The organism is Psychrobacter piscatorii, from assembly GCF_043641605.1.
In the GTDB taxonomy this organism is placed as follows: domain Bacteria; phylum Pseudomonadota; class Gammaproteobacteria; order Pseudomonadales; family Moraxellaceae; genus Psychrobacter; species Psychrobacter piscatorii_C.
Window position 1 is genome coordinate 128202 of sequence record NZ_JBHZRK010000005.1, and the last position, 23058, is coordinate 151259.

Here is a 23058-nt window from a genome sequence, read left to right on the forward strand (position 1 = left end):
TTAGCAACCTACATAACCAATCAGTGAAACCATTAAACCTACTGTTAACCATCATATCTTACTAGAAGTATTCAATATATGACTATCAGTGTCCTTGTGGTAAATTTTTGTTATTAAAACAACGTCAAGCATATTATAACGTATGAGAGTCACAAATGCGAATAGCTTAAATACCTAAATTGTTATATTAGGATGTTTTTATTCAATAGGCGCCAGTAAATCTAGTAGTGCAGTTACGCTACTAGATTGTGTTAGCTTTGGATTGATAACCACACCTAAATAACGTTGTAATTCAATGTTGTCGGCCATATCGATACGTTCCAAGTCTTGACTGACCATAGTTTGCGGAAGTACTGACCAACCCAGTCCAACAGAAACCAGCATCCTAATGGATTCAAGCGGATTGGTACTCATCGTGGCATAAGGTTTTAGGTTATGTTTGGCAAACTCAGCCAAAGTAATCTGACTGGTAAAGGTATTAGCAGAAGGTAAAATAGCAGGATAGCGTGCTAACTGCTCTAAAGTGACATTAGATTTGGTTGCCAAAGGTGACAAAGTACCCGTCATAAAATAAAGTGGATCTGACCAAAGCGTGTGATAGGTCAGGCGTTTATCGTATACAGGAGGTAGCGTGACAAATGCTAACGATAAATCACCATCTAATACGGCTTTATGTGCTTTTTCTGAATCGACAAAATGCACTTCTAACTGAACAGCGGGATAAGTCTGAATAAAATGCTTAAGCACGGGTGCTAGATGATGCAAACCGATATGATGGCTTGTGCCAATCACGAGCTTGCCAGAGACGATATGCTGAGAATGCTGCAAGTTAATCTTGAAGTTCTCATAATCTTCCAACCAACGTTTTGCATGTGGCAGCATCTCACTGGCCGCCTGCGTGGGTACAATCCCGCGGCCTACAGTATCAAATAAAGTAATGTTAAACTCATCTTCTAAGTTTTTGATGCGCTTACTGACGGCAGGCTGAGTGATGAACAGCTTTTCTGCGGCACCTGAAATACTGCCAGTGTGCATAACGGTAACGAATGTCGTCAAGTTTGTGGTGTTCAAACGGATTTCCTTAGCTACTTTGTGAGCTATAAATAAAAGTGGGCTGAGCCAATTATAACGTATTAGAAATAAAAGTTTGCATCTGGTTAAAAATCATCAATTATTATTATAGGATTTGCCTGCTATAATCACAAGACATCAAGGCGTATTGTCACATATTTATTCTTTTAAGTTCATTATTTGCAGCCTAAAGCGTGTTTTAGGCACTAATTACAGTCACAAATCTAAAATTATTAATGAATAATATTTATACTACACAAAATATAGCAATTACAGAATATATATTTCAATATCATTGATTAGGTAGAAATTATTGCAAAGTGATGCTCTTACACAAATAATAAAGAGCTATCATGCAGTTGAATACAACATTACAGATAAATCTAATCGTTAATTGAACAAACAGAACCTTAGCTTACCAACAGGTGAGCAAGCGAAAATCAAGTCAGTAGTAATTAATAAAGGATAGCATCATGGCCGGTCAAACTTTATATGACAAACTTTGGAATGCTCACGAAGTCACTAAGCGTGACGACGGTTCGAGCTTAATTTACATCGATCGCCATCTATTGCATGAAGTGACGAGCCCACAAGCGTTTGAAGGATTGGAGCTTGCCAATAGAGCACCATGGCGTCTGTCTGCTAATATCGCCAGTCCTGACCATAATGTGCCAACAGTCACCAAAGAGCGCTCAGCAGGTGTCCCTGGTATTAAAGACAAAGTATCACGTCTTCAGGTTGTCACTTTGGACGAGAACTGCACCAAATTTGATATCGCAGAATTTACAATCAACGATGCGCGTCAAGGCATTTTGCATGTCGTTGGTCCTGAGCAAGGTCTTGTATTGCCAGGCATGACCGTTGTTTGCGGTGATTCGCACACAGCGACACATGGTGCACTTGGTTGCTTAGCACATGGTATCGGCACTTCTGAAGTTGAGCATGTATTGGCAACGCAGTGCTTGATTCAAAAGAAATCAAAAAACATGCAAATCCGCGTCACTGGTCAACTTGGTGCGGGCGTGACCTCAAAAGACGTCGTGCTGGCTATTATTGCAAAAATTGGTACGGCAGGTGGCACAGGACATGCGATTGAGTTTGCAGGTCAAGTGTTTGAAGACATGAGTATGGAAGGTCGTATGACCGTCTGTAACATGGCAATTGAGGCTGGTGCTCGCGTAGGTATGGTGGCTGTTGATGATACGACGATAGATTATGTCAAAGGTCGTCCGTACGCGCCAAACGAGTCACAGTGGCCACAAGCTGAAGCCTACTGGCGTACATTGTATTCAGATGATGACGCAGTATTTGATACAGTGGTTGAGATCGATGGTAGCCAAATAGCACCGCAAGTATCTTGGGGCACCTCGCCTGAGATGGTCGTTGATATCACGCAATCGGTACCAACACCTGACCAAGCCATTGATGAAGCGCAAGAAGAGGGTTGGTTACGCGCTTATACCTATATGGGCTTAGAAGCTGGTCAGAAAATCACGGACATTCAGCTTGATCGTATATTCATTGGTTCATGTACCAACTCACGCATCGAAGATTTGCGGGACGCTGCAGCAGTTATCAAAGGTCGCAAAGTGGCTGATAATATCAAAGAAGCCATCGTTGTTGCAGGTTCTGGACAAGTAAAACTACAAGCAGAGGCTGAAGGCTTAGATGCTTTGTTTACCGAAGCGGGTTTTGAATGGCGCGAGCCGGGTTGTTCTATGTGTCTTGCCATGAATGCTGACAAACTTGAGCCGCAAGAGCATTGTGCATCGACCTCTAACCGTAACTTTGAAGGTCGTCAGGGTAATGGTGGTCGTACGCATTTGGTCAGTCCAGCGATGGCAGCTGCAGCAGCGTTGGCAGGTCATTTTGTAGACGTTCGTACGTTTTAAGACTGATAATAAGTAGCTGACATCATGCTTATATCAACGATAAATATATGAGCATGGTGTCAAAATGGTAAAAATTTATTTACTGTTTAATACGCTTATCAAGATCATCAGCCAGCAAAAATATAATTGATAGGAAATTTTATGCAAGCTTATAACACTCAAACGGGTATCGTTTGCCCACTTGATCGTGCAAACGTCGATACCGATCAAATTATCGCAAAGCAGTTTTTGAAGTCTATTAAACGTACAGGCTTTGGCGTGAATTTATTTGATGATTGGCGCTATCTTGATGAAGGATATCCGGGCCAAGACAACAGCACACGCGTTATTAATCCAGACTTTGTATTGAATAAACCCCGTTATCAAGGTGCTACTATATTGCTGGCACGTAGAAACTTTGGCTGCGGTTCTAGTCGTGAGCATGCACCTTGGGCGCTTTCTGAGTATGGCTTTCGTACGGTTATCGCACCAAGTTTTGCGGATATCTTTTACAATAACTGCTTTAAAAATGGCATGTTACCGATTGTACTAGATGAAGCGATTGTGGATACCTTAATGAAGGCGACTGTTGCCAATGAAGGCTATGAGCTGACGGCAGATCTTGAGCGTCAGGTAGTTATCACGCCAACAGGTGAAGAGTATGCTTTTGAAGTGGATGCTTTTCGCAAACATTGCTTGTTAAATGGGCTAGATGATATCGGTTTAACCTTGCAGCAAAGCGATGCTATCAAAGACTATGAGCATAAAATGATGCAAAAAACACCGTGGATCTTTAACGATGTACGCGCTTAGGTAAGGATTTTATGATCCCTTGCTCATAAAACTGCTGGCCAGTCGCAACGCAGCGTTGAGTTATGGCGGTGAACTGGCTAAAATGAAGGGTAGTTTTTACCATACTTTATTATCTCTCTTATGAATAGTAGCCGCCATTATGAATAAAAAACGTTATGCTCTATCGACAAGTACGATTGTTGCTGCAAGCTTATTTTTGTCAGGCTGCCAGCTATTGACGGGCTATCAAAAAATAGATGAGGCAGAAAGTGCTAAAGCGTGGGTAGGTAAGATCCAACCCGTTGCTGGCGAAGTAAACATCGCGTGCGTGGGTACTTACCACTGTGAAATCGTGCAAATAGATAAAACACTAGTTATTTCTCCTGACAATCATGAGCCAGTTAATCCTCAGATTGTAGCGTCTTTATCAAGCTATAAAGGCACTGCAACGCCCCAAATGGGCATAGAGATGACACCGCTCATGAGTAAAAACTCTATAAAGATAGTGCCATTAGCCGCATCTGGTATGCCAGGGTTGACCAACTATTATGCACGGATGATGCCTGCAAAACGTGAAATTCATGTCAGTTTTTATCCAGAGAATAACATGGGATATGTTGAGCGTTTTGCGATGATTCATGATTTTGCGGACGTGGGTACTTATCAGTTACGTGCTTATCAAAAGAAAAGCAGTGAAAAATCTGGCAGTTTATTGGATACAGCGTCGCCTGAGCCTCTATGTATTGATCTATTACAAGGTAATAAGGTGCAGCGCCGATTCTGTAAACAGTTAGGGTCTGAGCACCAAGGTGAGTTTGTAGAGACAGGCATGGTCAAAGCAGTAACGTCAGCATCTAAACCTAAAAAGACAACAGCGTAATAAAAATTAATTGATAAAAATATATCTAAAAGGATTAGTATGGCAACGATTTTAACATTAGCGGGCGATGGTATTGGCCCTGAAATCATGACTCAAGCCATTGATGTACTCAAGGCGGTCAATGAGAAGTTTTCACTTGATTTGACATTAGAGTCTGGATTGATTGGTGGTGTGGCTATTGATGCCACAGGTGAGCCTTTACCTGATGAAACGTTAGCGCGTGCACGTGCAGCAGATGCTGTATTATTAGGCGCTGTCGGCGGCCCTAAATGGGATGCGATTGAGCGTAGTAAGCGCCCTGAGCGCGGTCTGCTTAAAATCCGTGGTGAGCTGGGTTTGTTTGCCAATTTACGTGTGGCAAAGCTTTATCCGCAGCTAGCCAATGCGTCAAGTATCAAGCCTGAAATTATATCTGGTTTAGATTTGCTGATTGTTCGCGAACTGACGGGTGGCATTTATTTTGGTGAGCCACGTGGTATTCGTACACTAGAAAATGGTGAGCAGCAAGGCTATAACACGATGGTGTATAGCACCAGTGAGATTCAGCGCATCGGTAAAGTTGCTTTTGAATTAGCAAAAACCCGCGCCCAAGCCGCAGGTACAGTGGCCAAAGTATGTTCAGTAGACAAAGCCAATGTCTTAGAGGTGACTGAGCTGTGGAAGCAAACAATGATTCAGATGCAGCAAGCAGAGTATAGCGATGTGGCGTTATCGCACATGTATGCTGATAATGCTTGTATGCAGTTGATCAAAGATCCTAAGCAGTTTGATGTCATGGTAACAGGCAATATGTTTGGTGACATCTTATCTGATGAAGCGGCAATGTTGACCGGTTCTATTGGTATGTTGCCATCAGCGAGCTTGGATGAGTCTGGCAAAGGTATGTATGAGCCATGTCATGGTTCTGCGCCTGATATCGCTGGGCAAGATAAAGCCAATCCATTGGCGACTATTTTGTCTGTCGCTATGATGCTGCGTTATACCTTTAAGCAAGAAGAAGCCGCACAAGCGATCGAGCAAGCAGTGAGTGATGTGCTTGATGATGGCTTGCGTACGCTTGATATTTTAGACAGCAGTGAAGCTGGACTCAAGCAAGTGGGTTGCCAAGAGATGGGGCAAGCGGTATTGGCTAAACTGGTATAAGTCAGCTAATCTAGTGCAGACCATTTTTATGTAATTTTTACAGTCTAATCTCGTTCATTTTATACCCATAAGTTGCTGAGCAATTTATGGGTTTTTTCTGTTATATGGTATTGAATCATGCCTTATTGTAAACGGATCAGTGTGTTTGTTCACCCTATTAACAAATGCACAGTAGGAAGAGTCAGTTATTAACATAAAGCTGTTAGGGAATAGTGGTAGGGCTATGGCAATATATCTCTATAATAAGTTTTTCGATATTTTTTGATACATGGTAATTATTTAGGGAGTTTTTTTATGTCTCAACTACTTAAGGTTGGCAGCCTTGCTATAGCGATGGGAGCAGCATCCGCATTATTAGTGGGTTGCAGCAGCAATGCTAATAGTACTGAAAATAGCGCACAAACGGCTAATGAGAGCAAGTCGTCTAATAGTGGTATGACAGACACTACAACAGATAATAATAACAATGCAGGCACCGAAGCAGAGATGAGTACTAGTAGCAATCAATCTACTAGTAACCAAACTAGTGGTCAAAATATGGATGCTGATACGATGAACAGCACGGCGACTGATAGTAACGACATCAGTCCAGTCACCAATGGTGTTAGTCAGCAAATAGATGGTAATAGCAAAGCTGCAAATTCGCTAAATAAATTATTAACCAAAATTGAATATAATACAGAAAATTTATCAGAAACTGCTAAAAAGGTAAATGAAGCAACATGGAAAGCTGATACCAAAATTGATCGTAATGTTGGTACCAAATTACAAGCGCTACTGAACTGGAATCATAGTGGTGTGGGTGCGGTTGATGGCTACTGGGGCAAGAACACGCGCAAAGCCATGCAGGCTTTTCAAAAGGCTCAAGGATTACCAGTAACCGAAGCGGTCAATGAAGAGACGTGGCAGGCGTTGACTAAAAATTCTACGCTTACTTCACAGCCTGTATTAGTCAGTTATCAGCTGACAGATGCTGATGTGAATGTCAAAACTACCCAAATTCCTGCTAGTGCTGAAGCCAAAGCCAAGCTAGATGGTATGTATTATGAAAGCGTCCTTGAAGCCTTGGGCGAAAAATTTCATATCAGTCGTGATTATCTCAAATCGCTTAACCCAAATGCCAGCTTTAAAAGTGGCGAAACCATCATTGTCTATAACCCAGGTAACCCTAATACAACGCCAGTGAGCCGAGTGGTCGCTGATAAAGACACGCAAACCTTATATGCATACGATGACAGTGACAATCTGGTTGCCAGCTATCCAACCACAGTAGGGAGCACAGCAACACCTTCACCAACAGGTACGCATAAGGTCAAAGTTAAAATTCACGAGCCAAACTATACTTATACTAGTGATGATGGCAAAAAATCTATTATCCCGCCAGGCCCTAACAATCCTGTTGGCGTGGTATGGATTGGCCTGAGCAAACCATCGTATGGCATTCATGGCTCACCCGATCCTGAACGTATCAGTCGTCAAGCATCAGCAGGTTGCGTTCGCCTTACTAACTGGGACGCACTAAGCCTATTAGGTGTTATCAAGAAAGATGCCACTGTCGAGTTCAAATAACTCATCGTTTAATTATTTCATAAAACGCAGACAAAAAAATACCGCTGATATTGAGCGGTATTTTTTATGGTAAAACAAACAGCGAATACTAAATAACTAAAACAGTGATAGGCAATAATGAGCAGGTTAGCGTTTTCATTATTATTATCAGTCAAACCACTCAAGCGTCTATATCAGCTATCAGCGATAAAGTAGCTATTCGGCTATTGGCTGTATTTTTATAAATACTTTCATAACCATATGAGTTGTCGAGTATTTAGTTTTTACCACGGTAAGTAATACGACCTTTAGATAGGTCATAAGGGGTCATTTCAACTTTAACTTTATCACCTGTCAAGATACGAATATAATGCTTACGCATCTTACCTGAGATGTGTGCAATGATTTCGTGTCCGTTTTCTAAACGAACTTTGAACAAAGTGTTAGGAAGGGTATCAATGACTTCGCCTTCAAATTCGATAATATCGTCTTTTGCCATAATTTGTATCAATCAATTAAAAATAAGCCCATATTATACGTAAGTTAGCAGATTAAAGCAATACAGAACCTGGTTTTGACTTGACAGCATGTAAGTGATATGTATGTTAATTTACACTGATTTAGTCAGGTAAGTTTAACCAAATCGGTGTGAGGGGTGCCTGCGGCAATAGACGCTGGAAATGCTCAGGATAATAGGCATTAATGAAGTATAAGCCATCCCCTGAGGCAGTAGGCGGCGCAATTGTCCGATCCTCTTTGCTCAAAATATTTAAAAAGTCTGCTGGTTCTAGCTCATGTCTGCCAATCGCGTATAGCGTACCCATCAAGTTACGAACCATGTGATGTAAAAATCCATCTGCTTGTATATCGAACACAATAAACTGACCATGAGCGAAAAGGTCGGCATGGCTGACGGTACGTACTGGCTGATTGGACTGACAGGCTGCCGCACGGTAGCTGTTAAAGTTGTGAGTACCAACGATATCGGCAGCTGCCTTTTGCATCGCTGCTAGGTCTAAAGGCTCATAGATATGGGTAACCTGATGATTGAGTATCGCAGGACGCTGCGCTTGATTAAGGGTGATATAACGATAACGACGAGCAATCGCACCAAAACGCGCATGGAAATCAGCTGGCATCGGCTGAATCCAGCGCAAAGCAATATCGTCAGGCAATAGGCTATTGACACCGCGTAACCAGTTATGAGTAGGACGATACGCATGAGTGGTAAAATGAGCAATCATATTGCTGGCATGGACACTGGCATCAGTACGCCCAGCGGCGATGACTTCGACGGATTCATTGGCGACCTTGCCGATAGCGGTTTCTAGTGCTTCTTGTACACCCAGCACTTCTCGTTGCCGCTGCCAACCATGATAGTGCGTACCCAAAAACTCAATCGCAATCGCCAAAGTATAGGTTGGTGAACGTTCAGGTTCGATAGTTTCAATCTTAGACATTTTGGTTTCTAAGCTTATAAAGTTGGAGTTAATTAAGGAGCATTTATCGCTTTTTGATGCTTGTGCCAGGCTGACTGACATTATTCAACCAGCGCTGTCGACGTCTTGCTGGACTATCATAGCGCAGTAGCAACCATAACAACCGTGCATAAATAGCAGGGATGGTTAAGCGTCCACCAGCAATAACGTGATAGTCATATTGCCAACTGCCCGCTGCGTAGCTGTCGCTCACACCGCCAAACGGACATTGACTGGCAGATATCACCATGTGGCCATGCTCGTGAACCAAATCAAGAGTCTTTGCTAGTGCAGCTGAATAGGAAATATTTCCCGCGCCAAACCCTAATAGAATAATGCCACAAGGCGGTTGTGATAATAATGCTTGTAATTGATCATTGAGCACCTGAACATCATTAGGTAAGCAGTATAAAGCATGGATCTTGGCCTGCTCAGCACTTGCTTTGATGTTGGGTAGTAAGTCTTGTTGATCATTTAGCCAATGCTGTCTACGAGTATCTGATAGATTTTTTATATAACTATTGGCTGGATATGCTGCTCGAGAATGCCCAGTAAATGCCATAAGGTCATGACTGTGAATTTTTTGCACGGTTTGTGCAGGCCATGACTCGCCGCCAAAACTAATCTTAACACCTGATTCACCAGCCGCAGCTAGCTTCAATGAGTCGTTAAGGTTGCCCCAAGCGTCGCTATGAGCATCGATATCGTAGGAGTGAATCACTTCACTATCTAATAACGGCCGCATACTTCCAGTAACCACAATACAAATATCGCTACCGGCAAAAGCTTCTGCTAAAAATGCACCTAAATAACTCAACGTATCAGTGCCACTAATCAGGACAAAGCGTTTATCACCTTGACCATAAGCATTCAATAATAGCTGATAAAAATGTACAAAATCAACTGGCGTAAGCTGGCTGCTGTCTTTGATCAGCGTATTGTCTAGCCATGAAATTGCTGGTGAACCAGTCGTATTGCTTTGCTCAGTCAGTAGTTTTTGTAGCGTAGGTAAAAAAACGTCTGCCGATAAAGGCGCCAGCGGCTTACCGTAGCTACCAAAGGTACCACCAGCATAGATTAATTGAACGGGGGCAGACATAGTTTTGGTCATAAAAGAAGATGGCATAGTATCAACACAGTAAATAATTATGAAAAAAGAAGCGCCAGAGCGTTTATGGGTGACAGGTTGAGAGGTCAGTAATAGATAGTATCAGAATTAAATGCAAAAAATCAGCAAGCCTCCGATAATAAGAGAGTACTTGCTGATATGCATCTGGACGACTGATTATGCTGTGCGCTCAAGTAATAGTTGTGCTTGTTGTTTCTGCTCACTATTACCCTGAGCGATCACTTCATTAAGCAAACGTTTGGCACTGTCATATTCGCCTAATTGTAAATACTGATTGGCTAAATCTAGCGTCACTTGATTGCTATCTAATGATTTTACAAAGTCAAAATCTGCTGCAAAGCGCGATGAAAAATCTTCTGCTGATTCAACAGCTTCATGACTGATATCTGTTTCAGGTTCCACTGGTGCAACGGTAGAGGCTGGGGGAGTCGCTACAGAAGGGTCTAATAAAGAATCAGTGTCTATGATATCGAAGTCATCAGCTATAGGCGTGTCATCATCAAATCTCAACGACGTAACTGGCGTAGTATCTGACGCTTCAAAGGCATCAATGTCGGTGTCATCGTTGATTAGTTGTTCTTCAAAACTTAAGTCTGCAACGCCATCATCTTCGAGAGTACTACTGTCAGTATCAGCGTTTTCAAAGTCAATATCTTCCAAAACAAAGGCATCGATATCACTACTTTCTTCAGTAGTAGATGGTTCATTAATCGCGAAAGTATTAGCTGTATCAATGTCGTCTGATTCATTCAGATCGTCTAAAGATAAAGTAAAGTCATCTTCATTGTTTTGAACAGCATTGCTAGAAGCTTCTTCTTCATTTTTATCAACAGAAGTATCTTTATCTGCATCGGCTGCTAAATCATCAAAATCTAAGATGAAGTCGTCTTCTAACACCAATGCTTCGCTCTCACTGTCTTGAACATCTGATACGTCAGAATTTTCAATTAAAATGTTTTCTGCAGGTGAGTCAAAATCGAACTCAAAGTCACTAAGATCGTTGTCTTCTATGACCTCATCATTTTTGATGGTATCAGTACGGTCACTTGTAGAAATATGAAGGCTATCATCATCTGTGGCCAATGATGTAACAGGAGTCTCATCAGTAGCATTTGACTCATTGAAATCATCTTCTAAATCACTGAGCGTCAGATCAAAGCTATCGTCTACGTTTTTAGTAGGCTCACTTGAAAACACTGGGCTATCGATAGGTTTGTCTATTACTAAGTCGTTACTATCTTCAATAACAGGACGATCAGATATTGCAGCTGTGTCATCGGTTTGGTCAGTAGTAGCTAAGTCAAAATCTAGACTATCAAAACGATCATTATTATCTTCTATTGCTACTTCTGGCGTGGCTACTGGACTTTGCTCTCCAATGTATAAATCTTTTAATTCATCAGCAAGTGTAATGGTTTTGGCATCATTATGAATTTTAATGCGGTTATAGACATCATGAAAGTTTTCTGGCTGATCTAGCGTAGCGTATATACTCAGTAGCTTGATAGATAACTGACTGTCATTAGGCTTTTCGTTTAGTCCACGATTGATTGTTTCAATGGCTTTGTCGTAGCGCTGTTGATCCATGAAACGCTGGGCAATCGTAATATGATCGAACTTATTGCTATCATTTTGATTGTTTTGGGCAGCAGTGCCATAATCCGTTTTTGGTGCTGGTGCAGCGGCATTTCTTACTGAGCTTACAGGGGGTTGTGCACTTTGTTTTTGTGCTTTATTTTTGCGCAATAAAAAACCAGCGACTAACAGGATAAGCACCAATCCGGCGATGATATATAGCATATTGTCCATAGTTATTCCTACTCCTAAGATCACAGCATCGTGCGTTGATCCGTTAGGCAATTATTGATTGCTTAGTTTTTTGAGACGAGCTTGTAGCTCAGCCAGTTTTTGGTTTTGTAATTGGATCTTTTTCGTATAGTTGTCCAGCGCGCTGCTGGTTTTTGACAGGCGCTGAGCTTGTGAGGCAGTCTCTTGTCTTGAGGCTTTTAGCGTTGCTAATATATCAGTGCTTAGACCGTTGCCTTTATCTGCAGCTGATTTTGCCTGAGTGCCATCTGCATTACCATCATGACCAGGGGCAAGGACAGAAAACTGTGCTTGTGGCAGTTTCTGTGTTTTAGTGGTGGTCGGCTTTTTAGGTACACTGGCCGCTTGTGCTGTCTCAGACAACTTTTTGGGTGCTGTTTGCGCTGACTTTTTTACCACAGGCGTATTCGCTCTACGACTGTATTGTCTTTGTGCGTCAATAGCAGCTTCTAAATGTTGCTGTGAAGGGATGACATCGTAGCTGGGTAGGCTAAGCTTAGCATCGGCTTTTAACTGATCAGCATCTTTGTTGATAAAAGCATCAGGATTCTGTGACTGAATCTGCTTCATCACTGTTGGCGTATCTAGATTGTTCTCGCGCGCGATCTGCTCCGCGATCATCCACAAGCTATCATTGCGTTGCACCTGATATTGAGTGGTCGCATTACTCGTTACTTTATTGCTAGCTGCACTTGGATTAGTCGTCGTTTTGGATGGCACAGATGATGCTGTATTAGCAGGTATATTGCTGCCTTGAGCTGCGGCGATAACACTATTGTTTGAGTCGATTGCACTTTTTGATTTATCTATCGCTTTAGTGGTTGTTGCTTTGACAGGTGAGCTCGCCATGAGGTCAGAGTCTGCTTTACTGCTTGGCTGTATTTGGCGCGTCACTTGTATGTTTAGGATATCAAGCTGCTTGTCAGTACTTTGCTTATCCGCCGCAACTACGTTGTTATGAGCGCGCGCGTCAGTACCGCCTTTGTTATCAGGTGTCATTGTACCGCTATTACTACTTGCTACACTTAGTGCACTGTTATCCAAAGTCTTCACCGAGCTTTGGCTGTTACCAATAGCAGCTGAATGACTGGTATTATTGTTTATGTCAGCATTGCTGTTTAAGCGACCATTATTGAGTCGGCTAGGTGTATAAGTAAGACTGTTGACTTGTGAGGTAGCCGTCACTGTTGGCGCCTGAATAGTAGGTGCTGGCAATTTAGAAGCCAACAATTCAGTCGCTGGTTTGCTTGGCTTTGATAACTTGGGCGAGGATATAGCAGGGGCAGACATCAATGGCGGCGGCGCGCCTTTTCTGACCGTCAAAGGCATGGCATTACTTGCAGAAACGCTAGGCAAATTTGGCTTCTTGGCACCTGTGGCGATATTTTTACCAGTATTGATAGGTAAAGTGTTTTTTAATGGCATCAGTAGCGTTTTGGGCACCATGTTACGCTGGCCATTATCGTTTATCGCTAACACGACATCAGCAAAAGGCTTAGATACCGGCTGTGATGTGGTAATAAAAACCTGACCGCTGGTCGCTGAGGTGGGCTGAAAGCGTACCGTCATAGAGTCAGTCGGGGTCAAACCCATTTGCTGGTAAATGGTCGAGTTTGCCAAACTGGCAGAAAAGTCAGCTGCTCGAATATTACTGACGACGATGCTCGCTACTAAAGGCTCATGCTGGGTTGAAGTGACTACCGTTTTACCAATGGTTGCTGCTTGTACGCTCGGCACTAAGACGACGCACCCTACAGAACAAAATAGTGCCATCGATACCGCGCGATGTACAGTAGTCAAGCGACGAGATAGATGACAAGACATGAGCAGCCCTTTAGTATAAATAAGTTGTCTTTGCTGTTATAACAAAATACCGTTTAGTTTACCAGTTTATTTCACAACTGTTGTGTCCAATGCACAAAATGTCTTTGTAATGTTCAGTCAGCTTTTCTATCTAATAGCATGGCATCGCCATAACTAAAGAATCGATACTGTTTTTCGATAGCATGTTGATAGGCGTGTTCAATAGATGACTTACCTGAAAATGCCGATACTAGCATCAGTAGTGTCGATTTAGGTAAGTGGAAGTTGGTTAGCAATCGATCAATAACGCCGAATTTGAACCCAGGATAAATAAATATATCGGTATCCCCTGACCAACTAGAGAGCGCTTGGCCATCAACGGCAGTTTTTTGATAAGCCGTTTCAAGAACACGCGTCACTGTTGTGCCAATCGCGATAACCTTTTTACCATTCGCGTGCGTTTGATTGATGAGGTCTGCAGTCGTTTGTGGCAAATGCGCGTATTCACTATGCATAGTATGATTGAGTAGGTTATCTGTTTTGACAGGAGCAAAAGTACCCGCCCCAACATGTAGTGTGACAAAAGCGGTGTTGATACCTTTCTCGTCAAGCTTGCTTAGTACCGCTTCATCGAAGTGTAAGCTTGCTGTCGGTGCAGCCACGCTTGCGAGCTTGGCTGGGTCATGAAAAACGGTTTGATAGCGAGTGTTATCAGTATCATCAGCATGACGCTCAAAATAGGGCGGGATAGGCAATTCACCATAAAGCTCTAGATGCGGCAAGATCGGCGCATCAAACGCCAAAATGAATAAGTTGTCTTGACGACCAATCATCGTAGCACTCATATGACCATCGGCAAGTTGTAAGCGTTGACCAAGCTTGAGCGCTTTGCTGGCTTTTACATGGCAAAGGGCAATATGCTCTTGATTGACTGCTTCATCATTGCTGTCGTTTAGATGCAGTGTTACTTCATCCAAGTCCAAGATATCAACTAGGCGTTCAATCAGTACTTCAAGTTTACCGCCAGTATCCTTTTGACCAAATAAGCGTGCTTTCATCACTTTGGTATCATTAAAGACAATGAGATCTCCAGCCTCTAATAAATCAGGCAACTCAGAAAACAAACGATCTTCTACACGAGTGTCATTTATTTGAGTATGAGCTGGCAAGTACAAAAGTTTTGAGGCAGAGCGCTGCGCTAATGGGTAGCGTGCAATCAGGCTATCTGGCAGCTCATAGTCATAATCTTCAACGCTCAGATAATCCAAGACGTCGTTGTTTTTGTTGGTATCAGTTGGCGCGTTAGTATCAGCAGAGTCAATGTGAGAGTCGGTCATAATCAGTCTTTAAATGGATAGGAATTTTGGCATAATTGTAGCAGAAATACCTTAGTGAGAGGATACTTTGCTCAGCAGTAATCATGTATAAGATATGCTTTAAACCTATAAATAGCCTAAGTAAATATTATAGACTATGTCAATTTACAATGAAGTTTTTGTCAGTTGTAGATTAATTTACTCAAATAGATTTAGTTGAGGCAGTAACTGAGCAGCAGGCGCTAATGAAGAAAAAGTCACACCAACTAGCCGAATAGGCAGCTGGCGCGGAATCTCCGAGAATAGCTTGTCTAACCAATAATGTGCAGACTCGGCGCTATCAAACGTCGTCGAAAGAGTATGTGAGCGGGTGATTTGAGTAAAGTCTGAATATTTAATTTTTAGAGTAATGGTATGAGCGACTAGCTGCTTTTGGTGCATTTGATTAAAGGCATCAGCGTTTTGCTCATATATTTGTGTGAGTAGCGCGTCATCATCATTCAGATTGTCTCTAAATGTGGTCTCTGAACCAACAGACTTGTGCGTGCGTTCAGATTTGACAGGGCGTTCATCGCGGCCATGAGCGATATCATGATAAAACTGACCACGTTTGCCAAATTCTTGTACCAACACGGCAGCTGATGTACGCCGAAGGTCAGCGCCATTACTCACACCCATCGCATGTAAGCGCTTTGCCGTTGCTTTACCGATACCATGAAACCGCTCGATAGGTAACGTACTGATGAAGTGATCTGCCTCTTTTGGCGTAATGATGGCTGTACCATTAGGCTTATTGATGTCAGAGGCAATCTTGGCGAGCATTTTATTAAATGACACACCAGCAGAAGCAGTCAATCCTGTATGTTCTAATATCTGCGTGCGTAACCAATTGGCCATCAATGTCGCTGAGCCTTTGTGTACAGATAATCCTGTGACATCAAGATACGCTTCATCTAATGATAGCGGCTCCACATGGGGCGTTAAACTATGCATAATGCGGCGAATATCACTACTGACCGCTCGATAAACCTCGAAACGCGGTCTTACAAATATCACTTCTGGGCAACGTTTGCGTGCTTCATAGCATGACATCGCAGAGCGTACGCCAAATTGACGCACCTCATAACTGGCAGCAGCAACCACACCGCGACCATTAGGATCACCGCCAACCACCAATGGTTTACCACGTAATTCAGGAAAGTCACGCTGCTCCACACTGGCATAAAAAGCATCCATATCGATATGAATGATTTTACGAGGATTCGATTGATTAGAGTCTGTCATACTCAGTATTTTACCTGAATTAATGGCTTTTTCTATTATCAATTGTTAGAGACCAAAGTGGTTTTTCCATAAATTTTTGACTAAATAACGATAATATTTAATTATTGATATATATCAGTAATTAAATATAGTGTAAGATTATGTACAGTAAATAAAACAGCTTTATAACTCTTATGCTGACATTAGCGAACAGTTGTTTTCTATCAGCACCTTTTATTAAGAGGTTTGTCAAGTTATTTTATTTTAATAAACCGTCTGTCTTAATAGAGCTGCCACTCATCGTAAATTTGATGGACATCTATTACAGTTGGCAGATTAAAGTTTTAAACTATAAGTATTCACAGCAATAGGCACGGTAACAAGAGTAGATAACGCCTCATATATTTTTAGTACTGTAGAAAGACGTTATTTGTAGCGCTCATACCAAACTTGTGAACTGAGTACTGGTAGATTAACTCTTTAAAAACATATCGTTGCTAGAGAGTTCAGAACGACCAAGGAGCAGAAAATGAATAACGAATTGAAAGGGAGCGATTTAACACGGGCCATGCTAGCACGTGGCGAAAAACGAATATGGTGTGCAGTTTGCGATGACAGCGACGAGCAAGCCATGATGGATCATTGTGGTAATGACTTTACCGCATATATTGTGTCGTTTCGTGATGGGTCTTTTTATTGCAGTGCTGGCATGCCATGGAGCTATGCCGTACCGATTAAGATAAGTGTTGTTAGAGAATCTGAAGTAGCGATGTAAACAAACAAATACCACAGGTATAAAATTAACAGACACAAAAAAACCTCCGAAAAGGGAGGTTAGATTGTATTGCTATATGGTACCAGTGGTCGGACTCGAACCGACACGCTTTTAAAGGCAACGGATTTTGAATCCGTCATGTCTACCAATTCCATCACACTGGCATGTTAGAAGATAATGTCTATTAAATAAATATTATCGAATTGGGCTACAGGGTTAACTCTGTATAGGCTGCGTATTATAGCAGCCTATTTTTCTTCGTCAAGAATTATTTAATATTAATTCAAAAAAATATTCTATCCTACAAAAGCACGCTCAACCGCGTAGTCTGCTTGTACACCCATACGCGGTGAAACGGTTAGACCAAAGTCATCCAAAATAGCTGAAATTTCAGCATTGAACGGCATGCTACCGCAGATCATGACACGATCGTCGTCTTTATTCATCGGTGGTAAACCGATATCTTCGAATAATTTACCAGACTTCATTAAGTCTGTGACTCGGCCTTGGTTTCTAAACTCTTCACGAGTGACAGTGGGATAGTAGATGAACTTTTCTCGGAACCATTCACCAAAGATTTCATCATTCGGCAGCTCATTTTCAAACATGTCGCGATAAGCCAAATCATGGACGTGACGGACACCATGTACTAGGATGACTTTATCAAAGCGCTCATATACTTCAGGGTCACGTGCCAATGCCAAGAAAGGGGCAAGTCCGGTACCTGTTGACAGCATATATAGATGCTTGCCCGGCAGTAGATCGTCTAATACCAATGTACCTGTCGGTTTTTTGCTGACCAATAGCTCATCGCCTACTTTGATGTGCTGTAAGCGTGAGGTGAGCGGACCGTCTTGCACTTTGATAGAAAAGAACTCTAACTGGTCTTCGTAATTAGGGCTGGCAATCGAATAAGCACGCAACAGTGGTCTACCGTCGACAACAAGACCAATCATCGCAAATTCGCCATTACGAAAGCGTAAGCCATCGTCACGAGTGGTTTTGATACTAAATAGAGAATCATTCCAATGATGAACCTCTGTGACCGTTTCGGTGCGAAGTTTTGACATAAAGTCCTCGTTAATTAATAGGTTGCTATCGGTGTCGTTAGGTTTAGATACGTATTAAATCAAAATTTTCAATGATAGATTAAAAAATATAAAAACCTATCAGTATTCTAATAGTTATCGAAAAAGCTGAATGTTAAAACGTACCTACCGTAAAATTCAATAATAAGGTTTATCTATCAGCCGATAGGGCTGTAGACTATTTTTTGTGCATGTTAAATCATCAGTATTGATAAGAGGAGTTACAAATAAGCCAAATGTAAAAGACTCTCATCAAAAAATTTCTTGCACATGATACCAAACTTTAAAGTAAAAATCCGTCTAGCTGCTACCCACCAGCATGATAAAATGGAATATCGTTAGTGAGTAATTTTGTATCATTTGGCCGAATTGTCTAAAAAGGACCGTTTTTTATTACTGGAGCTGCTCTATGTCTGATGACAATATGTCTTTAGATAACTCTCATCAAGCCCCCATCATTGGCTACCATCGTACGCCGCTTTCACAAAAATTTGGTGCGCCGAGACAGCCGAATTTGGTTGCGCTGACCAGCGCCATTGAAATGCTAGCGCCCTACGATACGCCAGTCGCGTTTGAGGGCTTAGAGGCCTTTAGCCATATATGGATCAGTTGGCAGTTTCATCATAACTACCGACATAAAAATGATAATCAAGCTAATAGTAGCTTTCGAGCGCAAGTGCGGCCACCAAGATTGGGCGGTAATCAAAAGATAGGCGTATTTGCCAGTCGCAGTATGTATCGTCCATCAGCGCTGGGACTGTCCGTCGTCAAACTTAAGCGTATTGAGATAGTACAAGGGCGCGTACTACTTATCATCAAGGGTGCTGATATGATAGATGGCACGCCAATTATCGATATAAAGCCGTATGTGGCTTATAGCGACGCACTTTCGGATGCAAAAAGTGGATTTGCGCCAATAGCGCCAGCATTGTTGGATGTGGTGATGACAGAGGCGGCTTACGAACAATTTATGCTGCTAGCAAGCGTAGGAGAGCCTGCTGAAATCATTAATAATGATGCAAGCCATAGCCCTATAAAGAATGTATCGAAAAGTGCTACAGTTGCTTCGATGGTCGAGCACATACAAAGTCAATTGCTAATCTCTGATATCGATGCTATCAAAGCGTTAATTGCGCAAGATCCGCGTCCAGCCTATCGCCGTAAAGAGAAAGAAACCTCATTTATTATGCGCTATAAGTCTGTTGATGTGAGCTTTTGGCTAATAGACTCAGGACAGTTGCAAATAACAGCAGTAGTGGCAATATAAGTGATATGAATCGATAGCATGTTTGTCAACGTACACCAAACAATAAAAGAAGAAAAATATGGCTGCTCAGAATTATTCGATAGTGATTGATTTACGCTGGTGCCTAGATGAGTTATTGGCAGATAAAGTCATCGATCAACGTGGCTATAATTTAGTAATTACCAGCCGCCGAAACAAAACACAGCATCCATTGCTGACGATTAGTGAGTTTGGCTTACCCAATGGGCATGCTCTGGATAATAACTCTGACAATAAGTTGACGCTGGCATGGCTAAATCAGTGGCTAGCGGCTAAAGCAGACATGCCACTCGTTCGTATTGATCCATTAAAAGTTGACGTCCCGGCAGTGACGCAGCTGATGTCTTTTGAATATGCACGCTCACAGTATATTTTGCCCATTGAGGTCACTTTAGATGAAGTGGTTATCGGGACAGATCAGCCTTTTTATACCGATTGGCACTCAAATATCGAAAAGCTAATCAAGTCAAAAAGCTATCGCACGGTTTATATTAATCCTGAGCAAATCAATCGCTACCGCCAAGAGTTCTATCAAGTCACGCAAGCCATAGCTGGGGCAAATAGTGTTCACAAACGTGCCGCGGCTGATGTTACTAATGTCGAAGCATTGCTGCAATTAGGCGACAATACCAACCCTGATGCCAATGACCAGCATATCGTTAGAGTCGTTGATTGGTTGCTACAATATGCTTTTGAGCAGCGTGCCAGTGATATCCATTTGGAGCCGCGCCGTGAGACGGGCAAAGTGCGTTTTCGTATTGATGGTGTGCTGCATACTGTGTACGAGATGCCACTCGCGATTATCGTGGCAGTGACGGCACGTATCAAAATCTTAGGGCGTCTGAACGTTGCAGAAAAACGTAAGCCGCAAGATGGTCGCCTAAAAACGCGTACGCCAAAGGGACTAGAGACAGAACTTCGTTTGTCGACTATGCCCACCGCTTTTGGTGAAAAGCTGGTCATGCGAGTCTTTGACCCTGAAGTGCTCGTTCGCTCGTTCGCTCAGCTTGGTCTATCGGGTAAGCAGCTTGAAACGTGGCATGAGCTGACCGCAAATCCCAACGGCATTATTCTGGTCACGGGTCCAACCGGATCAGGTAAAACCACCACCCTTTATAGCACGCTCAAGCAGCTAGCCACTGAGCAAGTGAATGTCTGTACAATTGAGGACCCCATTGAGATGATTGAACCTGCCTTTAACCAAATGCAGGTCAATCCAGGTGTCGATTTGTACTTTGCGGATGGTATTCGCTCCCTGATGCGTCAAGATCCCGACATCATTATGGTTGGAGAGATTCGAGATGCAGAAACAGCAAATATGGCAGTACAAGCCTCACTGACGGGGCATTTGGTGCTCTCGACCTTGCATACTAACGATGCACCAAGTTCCATCACTCGTTTGCATGATTTGGGTATCCAGCCTTTTTTGACGTCAGCGACTATATTAGGGGTTATGGCACAGCGCTTGTTACGGACGCTATGTCCGCATTGTAAAAAAGCAGTAGAGGTGACGCCGGACAGCGAAATAGCCATTCAATGGCAAGAGTTGGTACAACCTTGGCGCGCGCCAGTACCCACACAGATTTATACCGCGCAAGGCTGCGAGCACTGTCGACATACTGGCTATCAAGGTCGAGTCGGACTCTACGAGATTATGCCGCTCTCTAATGAGTTAAAAAAATTGGTCGCCGCCGATGCTAACTTGGATGTGCTCAAGCAGCAAGCGTACCGAGAAGGGGTGCAGCCTCTACGTCTATCAGGTGCAAAACGCATTAGTGAAGGGGTGACGACGATAGAAGAGGTGATGCGCGTCGTGCCACTGCACTGAGTATTGTGCCGCTGCATTGATTTTAGGCATTTATGCGCCAGACTTCAAAAGCGCTCACATTTGCGCTACTTGAAAACAGCAACCTTTAGAGCAATCAACTTATCAACCAATTTTAAATTTCAATAACTTTTACTGATATTGTTCCAATAACGAGATTATTTATGTTTACAGATACGCATTGCCACCTCAACCGTTTAGATTTGACCAAATATGATGGCCAATTGTCCGGTGCGATTGACGCTATGAAAGCGGCTAACGTCACGCGTGCGATGGCAATTATGTGCGATTTTGCTGAATATGATGAGATTGCTAATATTGTCAGCACCTATAACGATGAAACGCTAAATCTAGGGATGAGCGTCGGTATCCATCCTTGTGAGGACATGGGTATATTACAGTCAGCGACCGTAGAGCGTCTGATAGAGACCGCTAGCTCTGATCATGTATGGGCGATAGGGGAGACGGGTCTCGATTATTACTGGTCAACAGAAAATAAAAAAGAGCAGCAAGCCAGCCTTGCACGTCATATACATGCCAGCCAACATTTAAAAAAACCACTCGTCATCCATATGCGTGATGCCAAAGAAGATACGATTGATATTCTAAAAAGTGAAGGTGCTGAACATGGCATCATTCACTGCTTTACTGAAGATTGGGAGACGGCGAAGCGCGCGCTAGATCTAGGGTTTTATATCTCATTCTCAGGTATCGTGAGTTTTAAGAGTGCGCAAGATATCAAAGATGCAGCCCAAAAAATGCCTAGAGACAGAATACTCATTGAAACCGACAGTCCATACTTGGCGCCAGTCCCCAAACGCGGCAGACCAAACGAGCCTGCATATGTTCCCTACGTGGCAAGCTGTATCGCAGACATGTATGGATGTAGTAGCGAGGAAGTCGGTGCACTGACGGCAAAAAACTTTGAAAATTTACTGGCACAGTATCATTAAAATGGTTATGCTATGACCACTCAGTCATTTATTCGATAGTCTTGTGGTTCAATCCCCTTAGGTATTTATCACACTAAATATAGCCACCTGATTATCAATGACTATTTAGCAAACATAAGCATATTCCCTTTTGTGGTCCTCGAGCAGTCTTGGTACAGTCCCATACTTTCATTGCCGATGTACTGCCGTAAATGATGGTTGTATGCTTAATCTTGTCATGTTTTAGGAGAGATTATGAGTCGTCAGCATCAGTTTAAGGCACGAGAAGAAAATATCTTAGCGATGGCAGAGCAATTGCTACTTGAGTCAGGCGATGGTGATATTACTTTGGACAGTTTGGCAGATCAGCTCGACTTGGCTAAAGGCACGCTATATAAGCATTTTTCTAGTAAAGATGAGCTTTATCTGCGTATTATTATTCGTTACGAAGAGCAGCTATTTGATATCAATCGTATTGATGACTGCCCATCGGCAGGCGTTGCTCGCATGATTTTTCAGCAGCTATTTAATCCGCAAAAAGCCATGCTATTGAATCAAATCGAAGAGCGTCTGGCAGCATCGGTCACTGGTCTGAATCGCTTATTTGGCGAGTTGTATGATATTCGTCGCCAGCGTATGAAGCGCTTGATTGATATTATCAGTGCCTATCTGAAAGACGAGCATAGTAGTCTGAGTACTCGCGATTATTTATCTTCTATTTGGGCGATGGGTCAAGGCGGTGCGGGTCTACTAAACTCAAGCTTTTATCAGCGTTATTTGGGTCGACGTGATACCTTGCGCTACGCCTTTGTTCAGCAAATGCTAGAATTGCCCAGTCACTATCCTGCTGAAGAAGATGAAGTCATGGATGAAGATATGCAAGAATTAGTAGAGCAGATCGATACTGAATCAGAAGAGCATCGCAATACCAATTATTAGACTGTCGACTGATTTTCGATGTCATTGATTATTTAGTATTACGTGTTGTCATACCTGATATGGCAGCACGTCAAAATGTATCTTTCTGAGCGT

The 23058-nt window shown here is 42.6% G+C and carries 19 protein-coding genes and 1 tRNA gene; 10 read left to right on the forward strand and 10 right to left on the reverse strand.

Features of this window, described 5'->3' with window-relative positions; genetic code table 11:
* Window positions 1–198: 198 nt before the first annotated feature.
* Window positions 199–1071, reverse strand: a complete 873-nt coding sequence (locus ACHUET_RS06585; protein WP_058023799.1) for a LysR family transcriptional regulator — start codon at window positions 1069–1071, stop codon at window positions 199–201.
* Window positions 1072–1544: 473 nt separating this feature from the next.
* Between ACHUET_RS06585 and leuC the strand changes: the two genes are divergently transcribed.
* The 5 genes from leuC (at window position 1545) to ACHUET_RS06610 (ending at window position 7326) form a co-directional block, all read left to right on the forward strand.
* Window positions 1545–2963, forward strand: a complete 1419-nt coding sequence (gene leuC, locus ACHUET_RS06590; RefSeq protein WP_186474764.1) for a 3-isopropylmalate dehydratase large subunit — start codon at window positions 1545–1547, stop codon at window positions 2961–2963.
* A gap of 141 nt (window positions 2964–3104) precedes the next feature.
* Entirely contained in the window at window positions 3105–3755 is a 651-nt protein-coding gene (gene leuD, locus ACHUET_RS06595; RefSeq protein ID WP_201599633.1) for a 3-isopropylmalate dehydratase small subunit, read from the forward strand.
* 139 nt (window positions 3756–3894) lie between these two features.
* The gene (locus ACHUET_RS06600; RefSeq protein WP_394211606.1) at window positions 3895–4614 is read left to right on the forward strand and encodes a hypothetical protein; all 720 of its coding nucleotides are present in this window, start codon (window positions 3895–3897) and stop codon (window positions 4612–4614) included.
* Between the two features lie 39 nt (window positions 4615–4653).
* A complete protein-coding gene (gene leuB / locus ACHUET_RS06605; RefSeq protein WP_394211608.1) occupies window positions 4654–5757 on the forward strand; it encodes a 3-isopropylmalate dehydrogenase in 1104 nt (367 codons plus the stop codon).
* A 294-nt stretch (window positions 5758–6051) separates the two neighbouring features.
* The gene (locus ACHUET_RS06610) at window positions 6052–7326 is read left to right on the forward strand and encodes a L,D-transpeptidase family protein (protein ID WP_394211609.1); all 1275 of its coding nucleotides are present in this window, start codon (window positions 6052–6054) and stop codon (window positions 7324–7326) included.
* Window positions 7327–7582: 256 nt separating this feature from the next.
* Here the strand turns inward: ACHUET_RS06610 and infA are convergent, their stop codons facing one another.
* From infA to dinB, 7 genes are all read right to left on the reverse strand, one after another.
* The gene (infA, locus tag ACHUET_RS06615) at window positions 7583–7804 is read right to left on the reverse strand and encodes a translation initiation factor IF-1 (RefSeq protein WP_021814850.1); all 222 of its coding nucleotides are present in this window, start codon (window positions 7802–7804) and stop codon (window positions 7583–7585) included.
* A gap of 121 nt (window positions 7805–7925) precedes the next feature.
* Window positions 7926–8765, reverse strand: coding sequence for a tRNA pseudouridine(38-40) synthase TruA (gene truA / locus ACHUET_RS06620; protein ID WP_394211611.1), 840 nt, complete (start codon window positions 8763–8765; stop codon window positions 7926–7928).
* Between the two features lie 43 nt (window positions 8766–8808).
* Window positions 8809–9882, reverse strand: a complete 1074-nt coding sequence (locus ACHUET_RS06625; protein WP_394211613.1) for an asparaginase — start codon at window positions 9880–9882, stop codon at window positions 8809–8811.
* A gap of 186 nt (window positions 9883–10068) precedes the next feature.
* The gene (locus ACHUET_RS06630; protein ID WP_394211615.1) at window positions 10069–11721 is read right to left on the reverse strand and encodes a FimV/HubP family polar landmark protein; all 1653 of its coding nucleotides are present in this window, start codon (window positions 11719–11721) and stop codon (window positions 10069–10071) included.
* Window positions 11722–11772: 51 nt separating this feature from the next.
* Window positions 11773–13563 carry a FimV/HubP-related protein gene (locus tag ACHUET_RS06635; protein ID WP_394211616.1) on the reverse strand — a complete coding sequence of 597 codons (1791 nt, stop codon included), beginning with the start codon at window positions 13561–13563 and terminating at the stop codon, window positions 11773–11775.
* A 113-nt stretch (window positions 13564–13676) separates the two neighbouring features.
* Entirely contained in the window at window positions 13677–14879 is a 1203-nt protein-coding gene (queA, locus tag ACHUET_RS06640) for a tRNA preQ1(34) S-adenosylmethionine ribosyltransferase-isomerase QueA (protein WP_394211618.1), read from the reverse strand.
* Between the two features lie 177 nt (window positions 14880–15056).
* Window positions 15057–16142, reverse strand: a complete 1086-nt coding sequence (gene dinB, locus ACHUET_RS06645; RefSeq protein WP_394211620.1) for a DNA polymerase IV — start codon at window positions 16140–16142, stop codon at window positions 15057–15059.
* A 508-nt stretch (window positions 16143–16650) separates the two neighbouring features.
* On the opposite strand from dinB, the gene ACHUET_RS06650 reads away from it, so the two are divergent.
* Entirely contained in the window at window positions 16651–16896 is a 246-nt protein-coding gene (locus tag ACHUET_RS06650) for a hypothetical protein (protein WP_238037420.1), read from the forward strand.
* 77 nt (window positions 16897–16973) lie between these two features.
* Here the strand turns inward: ACHUET_RS06650 and ACHUET_RS06655 are convergent.
* Window positions 16974–17060, reverse strand: a tRNA-Leu gene (locus ACHUET_RS06655).
* 132 nt (window positions 17061–17192) lie between these two features.
* On the reverse strand, window positions 17193–17966 hold the full coding sequence (locus ACHUET_RS06660; RefSeq protein WP_371531240.1) for a ferredoxin--NADP reductase: 774 nt from the start codon (window positions 17964–17966) through the stop codon (window positions 17193–17195).
* Between the two features lie 427 nt (window positions 17967–18393).
* Here ACHUET_RS06660 and tsaA point away from each other — a divergent pair, with 427 nt between their 5' ends.
* The 4 genes from tsaA to ACHUET_RS06680 all read left to right on the forward strand — a co-directional run bounded on the left by tsaA (window position 18394) and on the right by ACHUET_RS06680 (window position 22965).
* Window positions 18394–19251: a tRNA (N6-threonylcarbamoyladenosine(37)-N6)-methyltransferase TrmO gene (gene tsaA / locus ACHUET_RS06665; RefSeq protein WP_394211623.1), complete on the forward strand. Its 858-nt coding sequence runs from the start codon at window positions 18394–18396 to the stop codon at window positions 19249–19251.
* A gap of 58 nt (window positions 19252–19309) precedes the next feature.
* Window positions 19310–21097, forward strand: a complete 1788-nt coding sequence (tfpB, locus tag ACHUET_RS06670; protein WP_394211625.1) for a type IV pilus assembly ATPase TfpB — start codon at window positions 19310–19312, stop codon at window positions 21095–21097.
* 161 nt (window positions 21098–21258) lie between these two features.
* Window positions 21259–22047, forward strand: coding sequence for a TatD family hydrolase (locus ACHUET_RS06675; RefSeq protein WP_394211627.1), 789 nt, complete (start codon window positions 21259–21261; stop codon window positions 22045–22047).
* 234 nt (window positions 22048–22281) lie between these two features.
* Window positions 22282–22965 carry a TetR/AcrR family transcriptional regulator gene (locus ACHUET_RS06680; protein WP_201599651.1) on the forward strand — a complete coding sequence of 228 codons (684 nt, stop codon included), beginning with the start codon at window positions 22282–22284 and terminating at the stop codon, window positions 22963–22965.
* The last annotated feature ends 93 nt before the right edge of the window (window positions 22966–23058 follow it).

Coding starts and splice junctions, on each gene's coding strand:
- ACHUET_RS06680 (WP_201599651.1), top strand. CDS start 22,282: ATGAGTCGTCAGCATCAGTTTAAGGCACGAGAAGAAAATATCTTAGCG.
- queA (WP_394211618.1), bottom strand. CDS start 14,879: ATGACCGACTCTCACATTGACTCTGCTGATACTAACGCGCCAACTGAT.
- ACHUET_RS06650 (WP_238037420.1), top strand. CDS start 16,651: ATGAATAACGAATTGAAAGGGAGCGATTTAACACGGGCCATGCTAGCA.
- infA (WP_021814850.1), bottom strand. CDS start 7,804: ATGGCAAAAGACGATATTATCGAATTTGAAGGCGAAGTCATTGATACC.
- leuD (WP_201599633.1), top strand. CDS start 3,105: ATGCAAGCTTATAACACTCAAACGGGTATCGTTTGCCCACTTGATCGT.
- leuC (WP_186474764.1), top strand. CDS start 1,545: ATGGCCGGTCAAACTTTATATGACAAACTTTGGAATGCTCACGAAGTC.
- ACHUET_RS06600 (WP_394211606.1), top strand. CDS start 3,895: ATGAATAAAAAACGTTATGCTCTATCGACAAGTACGATTGTTGCTGCA.
- ACHUET_RS06610 (WP_394211609.1), top strand. CDS start 6,052: ATGTCTCAACTACTTAAGGTTGGCAGCCTTGCTATAGCGATGGGAGCA.
- ACHUET_RS06635 (WP_394211616.1), bottom strand. CDS start 13,563: ATGTCTTGTCATCTATCTCGTCGCTTGACTACTGTACATCGCGCGGTA.
- ACHUET_RS06675 (WP_394211627.1), top strand. CDS start 21,259: ATGTTTACAGATACGCATTGCCACCTCAACCGTTTAGATTTGACCAAA.
- tsaA (WP_394211623.1), top strand. CDS start 18,394: ATGTCTGATGACAATATGTCTTTAGATAACTCTCATCAAGCCCCCATC.
- ACHUET_RS06660 (WP_371531240.1), bottom strand. CDS start 17,966: ATGTCAAAACTTCGCACCGAAACGGTCACAGAGGTTCATCATTGGAAT.
- tfpB (WP_394211625.1), top strand. CDS start 19,310: ATGGCTGCTCAGAATTATTCGATAGTGATTGATTTACGCTGGTGCCTA.
- dinB (WP_394211620.1), bottom strand. CDS start 16,142: ATGACAGACTCTAATCAATCGAATCCTCGTAAAATCATTCATATCGAT.
- ACHUET_RS06625 (WP_394211613.1), bottom strand. CDS start 9,882: ATGTCTGCCCCCGTTCAATTAATCTATGCTGGTGGTACCTTTGGTAGC.
- truA (WP_394211611.1), bottom strand. CDS start 8,765: ATGTCTAAGATTGAAACTATCGAACCTGAACGTTCACCAACCTATACT.
- ACHUET_RS06630 (WP_394211615.1), bottom strand. CDS start 11,721: ATGGACAATATGCTATATATCATCGCCGGATTGGTGCTTATCCTGTTA.
- leuB (WP_394211608.1), top strand. CDS start 4,654: ATGGCAACGATTTTAACATTAGCGGGCGATGGTATTGGCCCTGAAATC.